Annotated in this window: 13 protein-coding genes, 1 pseudogene and 1 riboswitch; of the genes and pseudogenes, 12 read left to right on the forward strand and 2 right to left on the reverse strand. The window is 54.9% G+C overall.

The genetic code is table 11. From position 1 onward, the window contains the following. The first annotated feature begins 1 nt into the window (after nucleotide 1). The 7 genes from ABKW30_RS05350 (at nucleotide 2) to thiD (ending at nucleotide 6,430) form a co-directional block, all read left to right on the forward strand. On the forward strand, nucleotides 2–1,069 hold the full coding sequence (locus ABKW30_RS05350) for an ABC transporter permease (RefSeq protein WP_348597195.1): 1,068 nt from the start codon (nucleotides 2–4) through the stop codon (nucleotides 1,067–1,069). Continuing rightward, a complete protein-coding gene (gene nikC, locus ABKW30_RS05355; RefSeq protein ID WP_348597197.1) occupies nucleotides 1,066–1,989 on the forward strand; it encodes a nickel transporter permease in 924 nt (307 codons plus the stop codon). The genes ABKW30_RS05350 and nikC overlap by 4 nt, the downstream gene beginning before the upstream one ends. Continuing rightward, nucleotides 1,986–2,819, forward strand: a complete 834-nt coding sequence (locus ABKW30_RS05360) for an ABC transporter ATP-binding protein (RefSeq protein ID WP_348597199.1) — start codon at nucleotides 1,986–1,988, stop codon at nucleotides 2,817–2,819. The genes nikC and ABKW30_RS05360 overlap by 4 nt, the downstream gene beginning before the upstream one ends. Then, nucleotides 2,816–3,586, forward strand: a complete 771-nt coding sequence (locus tag ABKW30_RS05365) for an ABC transporter ATP-binding protein (protein WP_348597201.1) — start codon at nucleotides 2,816–2,818, stop codon at nucleotides 3,584–3,586. Before ABKW30_RS05360 ends, ABKW30_RS05365 begins: the two co-directional genes overlap by 4 nt. A 148-nt stretch (nucleotides 3,587–3,734) precedes the next feature. Further along, the gene (locus tag ABKW30_RS05370) at nucleotides 3,735–4,739 is read left to right on the forward strand and encodes a TadE/TadG family type IV pilus assembly protein (RefSeq protein WP_348597203.1); all 1,005 of its coding nucleotides are present in this window, start codon (nucleotides 3,735–3,737) and stop codon (nucleotides 4,737–4,739) included. 50 nt (nucleotides 4,740–4,789) lie between these two features. After that, a riboswitch (TPP riboswitch) is annotated at nucleotides 4,790–4,893 on the forward strand. Nucleotides 4,894–4,955: 62 nt separating this feature from the next. Then, nucleotides 4,956–5,633, forward strand: a complete 678-nt coding sequence (gene thiE / locus ABKW30_RS05375) for a thiamine phosphate synthase (protein ID WP_348597204.1) — start codon at nucleotides 4,956–4,958, stop codon at nucleotides 5,631–5,633. After that, entirely contained in the window at nucleotides 5,630–6,430 is an 801-nt protein-coding gene (gene thiD, locus ABKW30_RS05380) for a bifunctional hydroxymethylpyrimidine kinase/phosphomethylpyrimidine kinase (protein WP_348597206.1), read from the forward strand. Before thiE ends, thiD begins: the two co-directional genes overlap by 4 nt. Here the strand turns inward: thiD and ABKW30_RS05385 are convergent. Together ABKW30_RS05385 and ABKW30_RS05390 are read right to left on the reverse strand one after the other, a co-directional pair. Beyond that, a complete protein-coding gene (locus tag ABKW30_RS05385) occupies nucleotides 6,372–9,158 on the reverse strand; it encodes a DUF2339 domain-containing protein (RefSeq protein ID WP_348597208.1) in 2,787 nt (928 codons plus the stop codon). The two genes, thiD and ABKW30_RS05385, sit on opposite strands and share 59 nt — an antisense overlap. Before the next feature lie 341 nt (nucleotides 9,159–9,499). Next, nucleotides 9,500–9,946: pseudogene (locus ABKW30_RS05390) on the reverse strand (lytic transglycosylase domain-containing protein); the annotation flags it as partial. A gap of 411 nt (nucleotides 9,947–10,357) precedes the next feature. Here ABKW30_RS05390 and ABKW30_RS05395 point away from each other — a divergent pair. From ABKW30_RS05395 to ABKW30_RS05415, 5 genes are all read left to right on the forward strand, one after another. After that, nucleotides 10,358–11,101: a FadR/GntR family transcriptional regulator gene (locus tag ABKW30_RS05395; protein WP_348597210.1), complete on the forward strand. Its 744-nt coding sequence runs from the start codon at nucleotides 10,358–10,360 to the stop codon at nucleotides 11,099–11,101. 33 nt (nucleotides 11,102–11,134) lie between these two features. Further along, nucleotides 11,135–12,109 (forward strand): sialic acid TRAP transporter substrate-binding protein SiaP, encoded by a 975-nt coding sequence (locus tag ABKW30_RS05400; protein ID WP_348597212.1) that lies wholly within the window; start codon nucleotides 11,135–11,137, stop codon nucleotides 12,107–12,109. Nucleotides 12,110–12,176: 67 nt separating this feature from the next. After that, nucleotides 12,177–12,749 carry a TRAP transporter small permease gene (locus ABKW30_RS05405; protein ID WP_348597214.1) on the forward strand — a complete coding sequence of 191 codons (573 nt, stop codon included), beginning with the start codon at nucleotides 12,177–12,179 and terminating at the stop codon, nucleotides 12,747–12,749. 4 nt (nucleotides 12,750–12,753) lie between these two features. Beyond that, on the forward strand, nucleotides 12,754–14,160 hold the full coding sequence (locus ABKW30_RS05410; RefSeq protein ID WP_348597216.1) for a TRAP transporter large permease: 1,407 nt from the start codon (nucleotides 12,754–12,756) through the stop codon (nucleotides 14,158–14,160). Beyond that, the gene (locus ABKW30_RS05415) at nucleotides 14,157–15,203 is read left to right on the forward strand and encodes an L-idonate 5-dehydrogenase (RefSeq protein WP_348597218.1); all 1,047 of its coding nucleotides are present in this window, start codon (nucleotides 14,157–14,159) and stop codon (nucleotides 15,201–15,203) included. The genes ABKW30_RS05410 and ABKW30_RS05415 overlap by 4 nt, the downstream gene beginning before the upstream one ends. Nucleotides 15,204–15,205 lie beyond the last annotated feature (2 nt).

A 15,205-nucleotide genomic window follows, 5' to 3' on the forward strand; every position in this document is an offset into this window, starting at 1 on the left:
GGTGACCAGTTCCGATATGCAATTGGAGGCCAGGCGCTCAGGCGCCTGGGCTTCGAATCTTGTTTGGGCGATCGGCAGGTTTTTGCTGATCGGTGCCATAACCTTTCTTGGGCTTATTGCGGTTACGTTTTTCATCGGACGGGTTATCCCCATTGATCCGGTGCTGGCCATCGTCGGTGATCGTGCGCCCGCTCATCTGGTGGATAGGGTGCGTGAAGAGCTTGGTTTGAACCTTCCCTATTACCAGCAGTTCTGGCTCTATTTGAAAGGCGTGCTGCACGGAGAGTTCGGCAATTCGGTACTGACCACAAACCCGGTCATGACTGACATTAGGCGGGTGTTTCCTGCAACACTGGAACTGGCGACCCTGGGCACCCTGATTGGTGCGTTCATAGGCGTGCCGCTGGGTGTCTTGGCGGCGGTAAAGCGCGGCACTCTCATTGATCAGATTGTCAGGGTGATAGGGCTTGTCGGCTATTCAGTGCCGATTTTCTGGATCGGCCTGCTAGGGCTTGTGCTTTTCTATGCAAAGCTTGGCTGGGTTTCGGGACCGGGCCGTATCGATATTGTCTATGAATATACGTTCACGCCAATCACCGGCTTCTACTTGCTCGATGCGATATTGCAAGGCAATTGGGAGGTGTTCTGGAACATCTTCAGTTTCATCATTCTGCCAGCTTCGGTCTTGGGCTATTTTTCGCTGGCCTATATCAGCCGGATGACCCGCTCCTTTATGCTCAACGAGCTGGAGCAGGAATATATCGTTGCGGCGCGTGCCAAGGGCCTGTCGGAAACGCGGATCATCTGGGCCCATGCTTTGCGCAATGCGGCAGTACCATTGATAACAGTGATTGCGCTGTCCTACGCCAACCTTTTGGAAGGCTCGGTGTTGACGGAGACCGTGTTCTCCTGGCCCGGTCTTGGCAGCTATATGACCAATTCGCTGCAAAATGCCGATATGAATGCGGTGCTGGGTGGTGTCATCATCATTGGCGCTGTTTTCATCGCCATCAATCTTTTCTCCGATCTTTTATACCGGATCCTTGACCCACGGACGCGCGCACGATGAGTGACATCGCAAAACCTCTTTCGCGCCGCGAATGGCTGATGAGCGACCGGCCGCAGTCACGCCTGCAAGCCAGGCTCGGGCGGGCCTATTTGATCTGGAGCCGGTTCGCCAGCAACAAATTGGCTGTTGCCGGGCTTTGCGTCATCTTCGCACTGGTTCTGGTTGCCATATTCGCTCCATTGCTTGCGCCGCACTCGCCGGTTTCCGGTGATCTGCGCAATGCACGCCTTCTTGCACCGGGCGCTGACTATTGGCTGGGTACGGATGATCAGGGCCGCGATATTCTTTCGCGCCTGATTTATGGCTCGCGACTGACGCTTTATGTGGTTATTCTGGTGGCTATTATCGCCGCTCCGATCGGTCTCCTCGTTGGGACCATTGCCGGCTATGCGGGCGGCTGGGTCGACGCGATCCTGATGCGCATCACAGACATCTTTCTGGCATTTCCCAAGCTTATTCTGGCGCTGGCTTTCGTTGCTGCACTTGGACCCGGCATTGAGAACGCAGTCATCGCAATCGCGATTACGTCTTGGCCACCCTATGCGCGTATCGCCCGAGCCGAAACCCTGACGGTCCGCAACTCGGATTACATTGCAGCCGTGCAATTGATGGGTGCATCGCCAATCCGCATTGTTCTGCGTCATATCATGCCGCTCTGCCTCTCCTCGCTGATTGTCCGCGTAACGCTCGACATGGCTGGTATTATTCTGACCGCAGCGGGTCTTGGCTTTCTTGGATTGGGCGCTCAGCCGCCATTGCCTGAATGGGGCGCGATGATTGCATCCGGCCGTCGCTTTATCATGGATCAATGGTGGGTGGCAGCAGCGCCGGGCGTTGCTATTCTTATTGTCAGCCTGGGCTTCAATCTGCTTGGCGACGGCCTGCGCGATGCACTTGATCCGCGGGGTAACAACCAATGAGTGCCTTGCTGACAGTCAAGGACCTGCGGGTGCAATTTCCGACACGAACGGGCGTAGTCGATGCGGTTCGGGGTGTTTCGTTTACACTCGGGCGTGAACGGCTTGGTATCGTCGGCGAGTCCGGCTCCGGTAAATCCCAGACCGGGCGCGCGATTATGGGCCTGACACCGGGGCATGCGACGATCACTGCTGAAACGCTGAATTTTGACGGTATGGACCTTCTCGACATTTCTGCCAAGGAACGGCGGGATTTGCGCGGCAACCGCATTGCCATGATCCTGCAGGACCCGAAATATTCGCTCAACCCTGTGATGAGCATAGGCCGGCAGATTGTCGAAACCTTGCGGACGCACGAAAGGGTAAGCAAGGCCGAGGCGCGTAAACGTGCCCTCAATATGCTGTCGGCAGTACAGATACGCGATCCGGAGCGGGTTTTCGACCTGCACCCGCATGAGGTCTCGGGCGGGATGGGCCAGCGCGCCATGATCGCCATGATGCTGATTACCGGGCCGGAGCTTCTGATTGCGGATGAGCCGACTTCAGCGCTTGATGTGACTGTCCAGCTCGACGTGCTGCGTATTCTTGACAATCTGGTCCGGGATCGAGGCATGGGATTGATCTTCATCTCACACGATCTTCGTCTGGTCTCATCATTCTGTGATCGCGTTATCGTCATGTATGCCGGGCGGATCGTTGAAGAAATCGCCGCGACTGATCTGAAGAATGCCAAGCATCCCTATACGCGCGGTCTCATGAATTGCATGCCGCAGATCGGTAATGATCGGCATCCCTTGCCGGTGCTCGACCGCAAGCCGGAGTGGGCATTATGAACAATTTGCAGCACCCGGCCCTGACTGTCGAAAATCTCGAAGTGAAGTATGATCGCTTTCGGGCATTGCGCGGCGTTAGCCTCGACGTTCAGCAGGGCGAGTCATTCGGTCTGGTGGGCGAATCCGGTTCCGGAAAATCGACTTTGCTGCGGGCAGTAGCGGGGCTTGCACCTGTTACCGGCGGCACGATCGCAGTCAATGGCAAGACGCTTGGCTCATCCAGGACCAAGGCGTTTTATCGCGAAGTCCAGATGGTCTTTCAGGACCCGTATGGCTCATTGCATCCACGTCAGACTGTGGATCGCCTGCTGCTGGAGCCGCTGGTGGTGCATGGCTTTGCCGATATTGAAAAACGTATTCTGCGTGCTCTTGATGAAGTCGGCCTCGGTTCAAGCTTCCGCTTCCGTTACTCGCACCAGCTTTCAGGTGGACAACGCCAGCGCGTCGCCATTGCAAGAGCGCTAATCCTTGAACCGTCCATACTGCTGCTTGACGAGCCGACCTCGGCGCTTGACGCTTCCGTGCAGGCGGAGGTGCTCAACCTTCTCGAACAGATCAGACGGGATCGAAAGCTGACCTTCCTGATGGTCAGCCATGATCTGGCGGTCGTTACCCATATGTGTGACCGGCTGATGGTGATGCAGAATGGTGCAGAGGTCGAGCGTTTGTCAGCGTCGGAACTGGCGCGTCATGCGGTTCATCAGGATTACACACGCAACCTGCTGGTCGCCAGTGAGGGTTTCGTACGTCCCGGCAGCCCATCATAAGGCTTCATAGTTCATTGGATTTTTACCATCGTGGCAAGTTCCGGCGGTCTTTGCGGTCCGAATGCAGAATAGTGAAAATCTGAATGAATTTCCTAAGCCGTAATTTACAAGGCTGAAGCAATGGTCTGCCCAGCGACTGGAGTGGACCATGAAAAAAATAAGAAACTTCCTGAAAGACCGTAGCGGGGCAACAGCCGTAACATTTGGTCTGATGCTTATACCTATTGCCGGAGTGACCGGGCTCGCTGTTGATTACACCCGCGCAAGCAATGATCGCTCTGAACTGCAAAACGCAGCGGACGCAGCTGTTCTCTCTGGTGCCCAGATTTATGATGGTAAAGACCTGAAACCGGTCGACAAGCGCATTCTGGAAAGCCTGCGGGCGAATATCACCGACTACGACAAGCGTGGTATAACCAAAACCGTCACAGAACAGGCTGGCGTACCGCCGCGGATCGTTCTCACACTCGCCAAGTCCATGAACACCACGTTCATGAAAGTGTTGAACCGTGACACCATGAACATTGGTGTGACAGCAGTTGCTTCGAGTGCGCTTACAGCTACTGACGCGACGTTCGTAATCACGAAGGTGAAGGGTATCTATTACAAGAAGATATCCATGATTGCGGTTAGACAAGACGGCTCTGAAGCGGAAGTGGCCTCGATCGAATACACAAATCCCAAACAGATTGATGGTGAAGGCGTCTCGGTTCCGAAAGAAAATGTCGGCGTAACCTTTTCACTCGGTCAGGTCAAAGATCTCTATTTTACGATGATCGTCAAAAAGGGCGGATGCGGTATCGGTTATAAAGTTAGTAGTGGAAAATGCGTAAAAACAAATGATGCCAGTGAAAAGCTAACCGAGATACCCGAGAACCTAAAGTTTGGGGACTATTACAAGCGGCAGAGCGATGCCCGTGCTTTCTTGGTAAAAAGCAACAGAGCAAATGATGCCTGGCGATTGGCATTGGACGGCGCAACCACGACAACACCGGGAGAAGGAACGGCGTTTGAAATGAAGGACCTTCTGGACTGTAGTGGGACGACTAAATATCACGGCTGGGAAGATGGGGGCGGTTCTGATCCTGATTTCGTCTACCAGCTTAAAACCGGCTGTGCCTATGATTATTCGCGTGTTATTCTGACGCAATAAACGAAAATGAGACGGCGCATTGACTTCCACAAAGCGCCGTCTCATCATGACTTCATTCCGAGGGGGGCATCTTACGATGCTGAGATGGCGCTGAGCCAAGACCCTTGAACCTGATCCGGATTATGCCGGCGTAGGAACGGGAATTGAGCAGTCTTCGCGCTGGTTCGTCTTTCTTCGCACATATCCGGGTCTCCAATATTGAATGGAGTTCGCGACGTGCCGAAAGTAGATTACCGCCTTAATGCCATTGTCGATTTCGATGCTATAGGTCCTGACAGGGATTTGGGCCAATTGGCGCTTGCGGCCGCCCGGGGCGGCGCAACAATCATCCAGTACCGCGACAAGAATTCCCCGACTCGGGACATGGTGCAGCGCGCGCGGGAAATACACGCTGCCATCAAGGCGACGGGCGTGCCGCTGCTGGTCAATGACCGTGTTGACGTTGCACTTGCTGCTGGCGTTGAAGGCATTCATGTGGGGCGGGAAGACATGGCGGTTGCCGATGTTCGACGTCTGCTTGGAACAAATGCGATTATAGGACTTACCGTAAAGAACGAGGCGGACGCGCAGGCGGCAATTGACGGCGATATTGACTATGCCTGCATTGGCGGATTGTTTGAAACGCCGACAAAGGAAAACCTGCAACCTATCGGCTTTGAAGGTTTCAAGCTTCTTGCTGCCGTTATCCGCAAGGCGAAACCGCAACTTCCCATAGGTGCGATTGCCGGTATCGGACTTGAACGTACGCCGCTTGCCATCGAGGCGGGCGCTGATGGCGTGGCTGTTATTTCCGCGATCTTCCGGCAGGCCGATCCGCAAGCCGCGGCACAAGCCCTGCGTGAAGCTGTCGATCAGGCATTGAACGTTAGAGAGCCGCAGGCAGTGCAGGCATGACGGCGATAGCGCTGACAATTGCCGGGTCGGACAGCGGCGGTGGAGCAGGCATTCAGGCTGATTTGAAGACGTTTTCGGCGCTTGGCGTTTATGGTGCGAGTGTTCTGACGGCTATCACCGCGCAGAACACCAAGGGCGTTACAGCCATTGAGAACCTTTCGCCAGAAATCATCAGAGCGCAGATGGATGCAGTCCTTTCCGATCTTGACGTGAATGCAATCAAAATCGGCATGGTCTCAACAGTCGCGACCATAGAGACTATTGCCGAGGGGCTCGACCTCTGGCAGCGGCAAGCTGTGTTCGATCCGGTCATGGTTGCGACTGCAGGTGATCCTTTGCTGCAACCGGCCGCGATAGATGCCTTGCGGCAGCTTCTTTTGCCGCGTGCGCTGCTGCTGACGCCCAACTTGCCGGAAGCCGCCCTGCTCACAAATACTCCTATCGCGGAAGATGAAACCCAAATGGCGCGGCAGGCAGAGCAGTTGCTCAAGCTTGGCCCTGCCGCCGTTCTGATAAAGGGCGGTCATGGCAAGGGTCCGATGAGCACGGATCTGCTGCTTGACGGGTCGTCAATAAAGCAATTTTCAACGTTGCGTATCAAGACCCCGAACGATCATGGCACGGGATGTACACTTGCCTCCGCTATTACCGCCGGTCTGGCAAAAGGCATGGCTCTGCACATCGCTGTTTCAGACGCTAAAGATTATCTGACAGAGGCCATGGCTGCCGCCGAAACGCTCAAAGTTGGTCGAGGGCGCGGTCCGGTTCACCATTTTTATCGCTGGTGGGCGGTATAGTGGCGGCTCGCGCAGCGTCTGCGTTAAGGATACGCTGATAGAACAGGCCAACGCCGACCAGAGACAGCCCAAGGCCGATGAAAGACAATGCTCGCAGGATGCCTTCGAGATTCGACATGTCGAGCAGGAATACCTTGGCGATGACGAGGAAGACGACGGGCGCTGAAATCAGACGCAGCAATCTGTTCTGCTGCCAGACACCCAGCCCGAACAGGCCGAAGCCGAAGAGCAGCCAGACCGCCGAATAGGTAAACATTTCCATGGAATCGATGCCCCAATCGAGGACAATACTCGATCCCCAATAGAATACGCGAATGCTCAGGGTGATCCATGTGAACAGCATCAGGCCAGCAGCGACGGCCAATGTCATTGCATAATGTTTTGGCCGGTTAGTTTGCACCATGACAAGCGGCAGACCAAAGAGCCTGATCTGGGGTCCGCCAAATGCGTTGATCGCCAAAAGGGCGGTCAGCAATCCGGGGAGAAGATAACCCAGCAAAAGGCTGTTGAAGATTAGGCCATTGCCTACATGCCCGGAGAAAAGCGGGTTCAGCAAAACGAAATGCTGTGCGGCGATATAGGCAATGCCAAGATAGCCAATGATCATGGATGCGATACGGTAGAGCCAGTCTTGCCCGCCACGGCTAAGCATCATCAATGCCAGCGAAGCCCCAAGCGAAATAATGCTGTAAAGCGATTGCTGGCCGAGTGTATCGGTGTCGCCACCATACCATGATCCGCCATTGAGCCAATGATGCGCAAGAACGTTGACCAGCGCAAAACTTGCCAGAACCCCGAGGGCCTGCGCCAGTCTGTACGCGGTATCGCGAGCTGATCTTGCCAGAATGATCTGTGAGGCAATCATCGCCACCGCAAACGCACCATAATAAAGCAGGAGCTGATTGATGATGGGTGTCGTGGAGAGTGCGTCCGGCCCCACGATAGTCGGATCATAGAATATCTCGCCGATAATAATCACTGCAAAGAACCCGGGTGCGAAGCGCAGAACGGGGGAAAGGCGGGTGAGAGTAATGAGCGCATAAGCGACAGCCAGCAGACTTGCACCAAGCACTACGCCCCATGGTTCGAACCAGACGATCAAGGTGAGAAACGCAAAAGCGAGCGATGCCGCATCGAAAAGCCAGGAAGGATCAACAATTGCTCTTTTGTTGCTCCAGAGCTTGGCCAGCCACGTGGCAGCACCCAGCGTTGCAATGGCAAAACCCGCGGTCAGCAATTTCTCGGTCCACTGCGGCTCGTTGCCAAGTGTAACCAGCATTATCGTTATCATCGCCAGCGGAACAGCCGATCCCAAAACTCCATAGGCAGGCGCGCGGATGCCATCAGGTAACCGTGCGAGAAGGGCGGCAGAGGCAGCGCCGATGATGAAAAGAGCGATTGCTCCAACAATGGCGAACAAGCGATAGGCGTGTTCGTCGTAGAAGGAATAGGGCGCGAAATAGAAGCCATCCTGCCACAGGAAAACCAGATCTTCCTGAAAGAGCGGCAGGATTGCCAGGATCGCCGCCGTGACAATGAACGGCAATGTCCGTTTCACAAACAATGGCGCTAAGGCAGATGCAGCTATGATCAACGCGGTGATTATAAGGAAGCGCGAGAGCGCCAGACTGAACAGCCCATGGGAGATGCAGGCCAAGCCAATGGCCAGTACGCCAAATGCTCCGGCCAATGTTATCGGGTCGAAGTAGAGTTTTTCGAGGCCATCGAACAGCTGATAGAGCTTCAGCTTGATGTGACTGAGCATGGCGAGGATGAGCATGCTGATGACCAGCAAACTCAAAGCTCCGCCGCTTGGTACATCGGTATATGCGGCATAGGCAGTGCCCCAAAGCGAGGCAAGCAGGATCGCAGCGCCGCCAATCCATTGCCAGCTTTTGAGCCGTGCCAAGGCCGTGGCCACGACTGCAACGATGATCAAGTAAAGCACGAAACTATAAGGGGCTGGAGCTTCGGAACTGACGATTGCCGGAGTCAAATAGGAGCCGACGAGGCCAAGTCCTGCGATCCATGGACCATGCCTTACTGCAATAAGCAGCGTCGCTATGCCGACCGCGCCAAGAAGTGTGAAGGCGACGGGTGTACCGATGAAACCGTAAATGCCATGTGCAGCATAAACCACGGCAAACAGCGCGGAAGAACCAGCAGCCGTTAGAACGCCGGGAATGTAATTGGGTGCATTTTGCAAAAGAGCAAAGGGGGCATCCTTGCGCCGCAGATATTCACCGGCAGCAAGCAGCGCCAGACCGAACACCGCACCGATACAGAGCCGGATACCGGGGCCGAGCAGGGCATTCTCGATGGAATACTGGACGACAAAAATGCCACCGAGAAACAATGCTATGCCGCCAATCCATACAGGCCAGTTGCGCCCGATGGAACGCTCGTAATCACTATAGGTCTTTTTTGGCGGCGCTGTGTTTGCCGCTATTGCCGGGTCAATCTTGCGCTGCGTTTGCGGAGCGGCGTGGCGCGCTTGCAGTGTAGGGACTGGCTCGGCATCGGGAACAACTTTTGGAGCTATTGCCGGTCGAGAGGCGGCAGGCGCTTTTTGGGGTGGGACGTCAGCGCTGACCTCAGCGGGCTCGACTGCAGAAACCTTGGCCGACAATAGTTTCTCAAGCTGCTCGATACGGCGCTGGAGCATTTTGCTCTGTTGTCTGGACAGGCCGGCAAGTATGAGCGCTAGGATTGAAATAATGACAGACATGCAAAACACCCCCGAAAGGATGCACAAGGCCATGAAATATATAAAGTTTCAACTAGCAGACATGCTGCATGCACAGATGCTTGATACGGCTGAAGCCGATATTAGAGCGGTGCGGCGGCGCTCACCGATGAAGAAGTATCGGTACCTTTAACCGTGGACCCAGCCGGTATCGCGGTTGCCAATTCCGGACGTTGCATAGGTAGCGGTATTGCAGCGGGGAACACGACAGCAGTTTCATCGGAATAGGCAAGCTGCGTGGGCAGGGCGGCTGGTGTCTCAACCGGCGCCATTGCGGTCATCGTGGCAGGGGCGGGTTCAGCAACAGGCGTGGCTGAAGGCTTGAGGCCTGTTTCTTCAAGCAGGCCCTTTTTCTTGGCCTGATAATAATAGCCGCGAGCGTAAAGCCGCACAGCTTGGTCGGGGTTGCTGTCGGCCACTTTGTAAGCGCCGGCAAGATACTTCACGCCATATTTCAGGTTGGTTTCCGCATCCAGCAGGTCTTGCGCGGTTCCGGTATGTCCCATGCCGCGTGCGGTCGCTGGCAACATCTGCATCAGACCCCAATAGGGACCGTTGCGAGCCTGTGGATTACCACGGCTTTCACGATGCACAACGCGGCGAACCAGAGATTCAGGGACTTCGTAGGCAACGGAATATTTGGAGATCAGACCATCAAGCGCAGTGCCGGTGGCTTTGAATTCCGGCGCGGCTTTTGTAGTTGTCGCGACGGCGACTTCTGACTTACCACTTGTCACGGCGTCCGGTGAGGCAGTGGCTTCGGCAGCGGCAATCCGCGGAGATTGTTCAGGAATTGGCAGTGACGCAGCTTCGGGAAGCTTGGGATCGGTCGTGGTGCAAGCGCCCAAAATCAGGGCGAAGCCCAGGCAGGCAAAGGTCCGAAGCGATCGTGTATCAGGCAGCATTTATCACCGGTTTGACGAAGCATATCTTTTAACGAATGGTTTCTCTTAGCGCGTTCGCCAGCAGTTGCGGCAATCACTTTCTGATACAAAATGTAACAATGCTGAAGAGGTTTACATAAAAGTCTGATCGCTTGCTTGGAAGCGATGATGCAGCACTACAGAATTGCAACTGCCAAACCCTTGGTTGACTCCATCATATATATCAATGTATCAGTTGTATATTGGTAAGGCCAGTTTACCAGTTGCGCGGAAGGGGAGCCGTGCCGGAGGGTTCAAATGTTTGCAGCGATTCAGTCCCGTCGGCTTTACCGGCAGGTGGCAGACCAGATACGCAGCCAGATCGAACATGGTCGGCTGGGTATCGGCGAACGCTTGCCCGGCGAGCGGGAACTGGCCGAAGAACTTGGCGTTTCCCGTCCCACCATTCGCGAGGCCTTGATTGCACTCGAGGTCGAAGGGCTGATCCATATCCGTATGGGATCGGGCGTCTATGTGGCGCGATCCCCCCGTGATAAACCCATTCTGGTGCATTCCGAAGAACTTGAGGGCCCATTTGAATTATTGCGGGCACGAGCCTTGATTGAATGCGCGATTGCCGAAGAGGCGGCACGCGCTATTACACCGGAACACATAGCGGCGATGGACGATGTACTGACGCAAATGGCGCGGACATTCAACAGCCCGCAGGTGTCGATCGCGCTGGACCGTACATTCCACACGACGATTGCCGGGATCATGGAAAATGCAGCATTGGACCGGGTTGTAGGCGAGTTGTTCGATCAGCGCATGACGCCGTACTTCACCAAGCTGGCGAGCTACTTCGAAAGCGCGGCTTCATGGAGAGAGGCTTTTGAGGAGCATCGGGCAGTTCGTGATGCGATTGCTGCGGGCGATCCGCCCCGGGCAAAGGCTGCGATGCAGTATCATTTGCAGCAATCGCAACGGAGATTTTCCAGAAGCTTCGACGAAGATCTGGAGGGTGAGAGAGGCCATTCTGGGAAGGCTTCGAAACAGAAATAACGGGAATTGAATTCAATCCGGGAGGAGACAGAGATGAAATTCAAATTGACTACACTTCTAGGCGCTGCAGCGGCGCTGGCGATTTCGGCAGTGGTTGCACAGGCACAGACTACGTTGAAATGGGCGCACGTTTATGAAACGTCAGAGCCATTCCATACGGAGTCGGTCTGGGCGGCAGAGGAAATCGCCAAGCGTACCGATGGGCGTTACAAGATCGACGTGTTTCCCGCCTCGCAGCTGGGCAAGGAAGCCGATATCAATCAGGGCCTGAAGCTCGGCACTGTCGACATCATCATTTCGGGATCAAGCTTTGCTGCCCGTGATTTCAAGCCAATCGGTGTCACCTACTTCCCTTATATCTTCCGCGATTCAGACCACCTTATCGCCTATACCAAAAGCGATGACTTCAAGCGGCTGGCTGCTGGCTATGAGGAAAAAACCGGCAATCACATCGCATCGGTCAGTTATTATGGCACACGCCATACGACGGCAAACAAGCCTATCACCAAATGCTCCGATATGGCCGGGCTGAAAATCCGCGTTCCGGACGTTCCGGCCTATCTGGCAATGCCGCGTGCGTGCGGTGCCAATACAACACCTATCGCTTTTGCCGAAGTTTACCTGGCATTGCAGAACGGCACTGTCGAGGCACAGGAAAACCCGTTGACGACCATTGAAGCCAAGAAGTTTTTCGAAGTTCAGAAGAACATCATTCTGACCGGCCACATTGTCGATCATTTGAACACGGTTATTTCCAAGCAGCTCTGGACCAGCCTCACAGACGAAGACAAGAAAATCTTCGGCGACGTGATGCGGGAGGCAGCTGAAAAGACCACCAAGAACATTGCCGCCAAGGAAAAGGAACTCGTTGCGAGCTTCAAGGAACAAGGCCTGTCAGTAACCGACGTGGACAAGGCCGATTTTGAAAAGACCGTTCTGGAGAAGGTGAAGTTCGAAGACTTCGGTTACGAGAAGTCCGATTGGGAAGCCATTCGCGCCATCAAGTAACACATGAGTCCGGCCGGGCAGCCACGCTGTCCGGTCTCGTTCCTGCATTTGAAGAACGGAGGCAGCGATGTCCAAAGAAGTTCACACACAGGTCACGGCAGAAGAGCTTGCGCATTCGTTCGAAGATGCGGCACCTGTTGCCAACATATCCGATTATGCGGTTGAAGACTGGCTGACACTTATTGTTTTCTGGCTCATGACAGGCTGCGTTTTCCTGCAGTTCTTCACGCGTTATGTTCTGAATGACAGCTATGCCTGGACAGAGGAAATCGCGATCAACTGCCTGATTGGCGTCGTGTTCCTTGGTTCCGTCATGTGTGTTCGTGTCTCGCGTCACATTCAGGTGGACGTGATTTATCACTACATCCCAGCACCATATGGACGGGTTCTTGCAACCTTTGTCGATATCGTTCGCATTGGCTTCTTCACGTATGCCGTCTGGCTGATGTGGCGCTATGTCGAGATCGTAGCGGACGAAATGATGGTCACGGTCGATCTCCCACGCAATATCGTTTTTTACGGCGTGTTCATTTCCTTCGTCCTGATGCTGCTCCGCTCCATTCAGGTTTTTATCGCAAATATCCGCCGTGGCTATTCCGTTCTGGAACGTCCCGAAGAATTCCAGAGCGTCGAGGGCTGATCCCATGTTGCTGCTTGTTGGTTCATTTCTACTGTTGATGGTTGTCGGCGTTCCAGTCGCCATTTCGATGGCTGTAGCGTCAGTGCTTTATCTCGTGTTCTTCGGCGTTGCGCCGGACATCATTGTCGCCCAGCGCATGATTGCAGGCGTTGAAAGCTTCCCGCTGCTCGCCGTGCCGTTTTTCATTCTTGCGGGCAATTTGATGAACTCCGCTGGTGTGACGGGCCGTATCTATTCCTTTGCGGTCGCGCTTGTCGGCTGGATGAAGGGTGGTCTGGCGCAGGTTAATATTATCGGCTCGGTGATCTTTTCGGGCATGTCGGGCACCGCTTTGGCTGACGCCGCCGGTATCGGCACGATTGAAATCAAGGCGATGAAGGATCACGGCTATCCTGTCGAAGCGGCTGTCGGCGTAACTGCGGCGTCTGCAACGCTCGGGCCGATCTTTCCGCCATCGCTGCCTTTCGTCATCTACGGCATGATGGCAAATGTCTCCATCGGTGCGCTGTTCATGGCTGGTATCCTGCCGGGTATCGTCATGACAGTCTTGATGATGATTACGGTTGCAATCTTTGCCTATGTGAAGCGCTGGGGCTCGGATGCTCCGTTCGAAATCAAGCAGTTGCTGGAGGCCTCGCTTGAAATCGTTGTGGTCGCCTGCGTTCCTCTGTTTATCTATCTGCTGACGCTGACGGGTCTCTCGATCAATGCCTCAGTCGGCATCGCGCTTGTCTTGCTGCTCGCTGCTGACTGGTATTTCGACTTCTCCGCAGTGATGGCGCTGATGACGCCCGTCATTCTCATCGGCGGCATGACAATGGGCTGGTTCACGCCAACCGAGGCGGCTGTCGCAGCAGTTCTCTGGTCGCTGTTTCTAGGTCTGGTGCGTTATCGCACCATGTCAATGGCGAGCCTCGCCAAAGCTAGTTTCGATACAATCGAAACCACGGCTTCAGTGCTGTTCATCGTTACGGCGGCTTCGGTATTCGCATGGCTGCTGACTGTCAGTCAGGCCGCACAGCTTCTGTCAGCGGCGATCCTTTCGATCACCGAGAACAAATGGGTGTTCCTGATACTCGTCAACATCCTGATGCTGTTTGTCGGGTGCTTCCTCGACACGATCGCGGCTATTACGATCCTCGTGCCGATCCTTTTGCCGCTGGTGTTGAAGTTCGATATTGATCCGGTTCATTTCGGGTTGATCATGACGCTTAACCTGATGATCGGCCTTCTGCATCCGCCGTTGGGAATGGTGCTATTCGTGCTGTCCCGCGTCGCGAAGCTTTCCGTCGAGCGAACGACAATGGCAATCCTGCCATGGCTCGTACCGCTCTTTATCGCACTGATCGCCATCACCTTCATTCCGGCGATTACACTTTGGCTTCCAACCCAGCTGGGTCTTATAAAATGAGTAATAAAGGTATCGCTGCAACGCTTTTTGCAGCGGAAGATCTTCGCGTTGTCGACATCGAACTTGGTGAACTCGCGCCGAATATGGCGCGGGTCAAGTTCGGGGCAGGCGGAATATGCGGCTCTGACATGCATTACTTCCGTCATGCCAAAACTGGCGATTTCGTTGTGACTTCTCCGCTCATTCTGGGCCACGAGGTTGCGGGCGAAATCATCGAGATTGGCCGCGATGTAACCGGTATTGCTGTTGGCGACCGGGTTGCCGTCAATCCGTCGCGCTGGTGTGGAACCTGTGCCTATTGCCACGAGGGACGGCCGAACCTGTGCGAGAATATCTATTTCATGGGGTCTGCTTCCAAGACACCGCACATGCAGGGCGGTTTCGCCAGCGTTTTCGATGCGGTCGCTGCGCAATGCGTCAAGGTGCCGGATGATCTGCCATTCCAGGCGGCGGCATTGGCCGAGCCTCTGGCTGTGTGCCTGCATGCGGTTCGCAGAGCGGGTCATGTAAAAGGTACTTCGACAATTATCTTCGGATCGGGACCAATCGGCCTTCTTACCTTGTTGGCATTGAAACATGCGGGTGCAGAATCCGTGACGATGGTTGACGTTGCTGCTGCTCCATTGAAGTTTGCTGAAGAACTGGGAGCCGACCAGATCGTGGATATATCCGCGGGAGAGGAAAGGCTGGCGGAAGTTGCGGCGGCGACGCCGTTTGACATTGCCTTTGAAATTTCCGGTACGCCTGCCGGACTGGCCTCCGCTATCCGGACAGTCCGGCGGGGCGGAACGGTCGTTCAGGTGGGCAATCTTGCCGGTGGGGCAATCCCTGTACCTGCCAATGCGATCATGTCCAAGGAACTCGATCTTATCGGCACATTCCGGTTTGGAGACGAGTTCTTTGAAGCGGTGGAGCTGATTGTGGAAAACAAGGTCGACGTGCTGAAACTTGTTACAGGTGAATACAAGCTCGCGGATGCGCCGGAGGCTTTCCGCACGGCACTCGACAGGTCGCGCAGCGTCAAGGTAGTTTTAACCGCGTAGTA

This window comes from Phyllobacterium sp. SB3 (genome assembly GCF_040009165.1).
GTDB lineage: Bacteria > Pseudomonadota > Alphaproteobacteria > Rhizobiales > Rhizobiaceae > Phyllobacterium.

Coding starts and splice junctions, on each gene's coding strand:
- ABKW30_RS05360 (WP_348597199.1), top strand. CDS start 1,986: ATGAGTGCCTTGCTGACAGTCAAGGACCTGCGGGTGCAATTTCCGACA.
- nikC (WP_348597197.1), top strand. CDS start 1,066: ATGAGTGACATCGCAAAACCTCTTTCGCGCCGCGAATGGCTGATGAGC.
- ABKW30_RS05400 (WP_348597212.1), top strand. CDS start 11,135: ATGAAATTCAAATTGACTACACTTCTAGGCGCTGCAGCGGCGCTGGCG.
- thiD (WP_348597206.1), top strand. CDS start 5,630: ATGACGGCGATAGCGCTGACAATTGCCGGGTCGGACAGCGGCGGTGGA.
- ABKW30_RS05385 (WP_348597208.1), bottom strand. CDS start 9,158: ATGTCTGTCATTATTTCAATCCTAGCGCTCATACTTGCCGGCCTGTCC.
- ABKW30_RS05410 (WP_348597216.1), top strand. CDS start 12,754: ATGTTGCTGCTTGTTGGTTCATTTCTACTGTTGATGGTTGTCGGCGTT.
- ABKW30_RS05365 (WP_348597201.1), top strand. CDS start 2,816: ATGAACAATTTGCAGCACCCGGCCCTGACTGTCGAAAATCTCGAAGTG.
- ABKW30_RS05370 (WP_348597203.1), top strand. CDS start 3,735: ATGAAAAAAATAAGAAACTTCCTGAAAGACCGTAGCGGGGCAACAGCC.
- ABKW30_RS05415 (WP_348597218.1), top strand. CDS start 14,157: ATGAGTAATAAAGGTATCGCTGCAACGCTTTTTGCAGCGGAAGATCTT.
- ABKW30_RS05405 (WP_348597214.1), top strand. CDS start 12,177: ATGTCCAAAGAAGTTCACACACAGGTCACGGCAGAAGAGCTTGCGCAT.
- ABKW30_RS05395 (WP_348597210.1), top strand. CDS start 10,358: ATGTTTGCAGCGATTCAGTCCCGTCGGCTTTACCGGCAGGTGGCAGAC.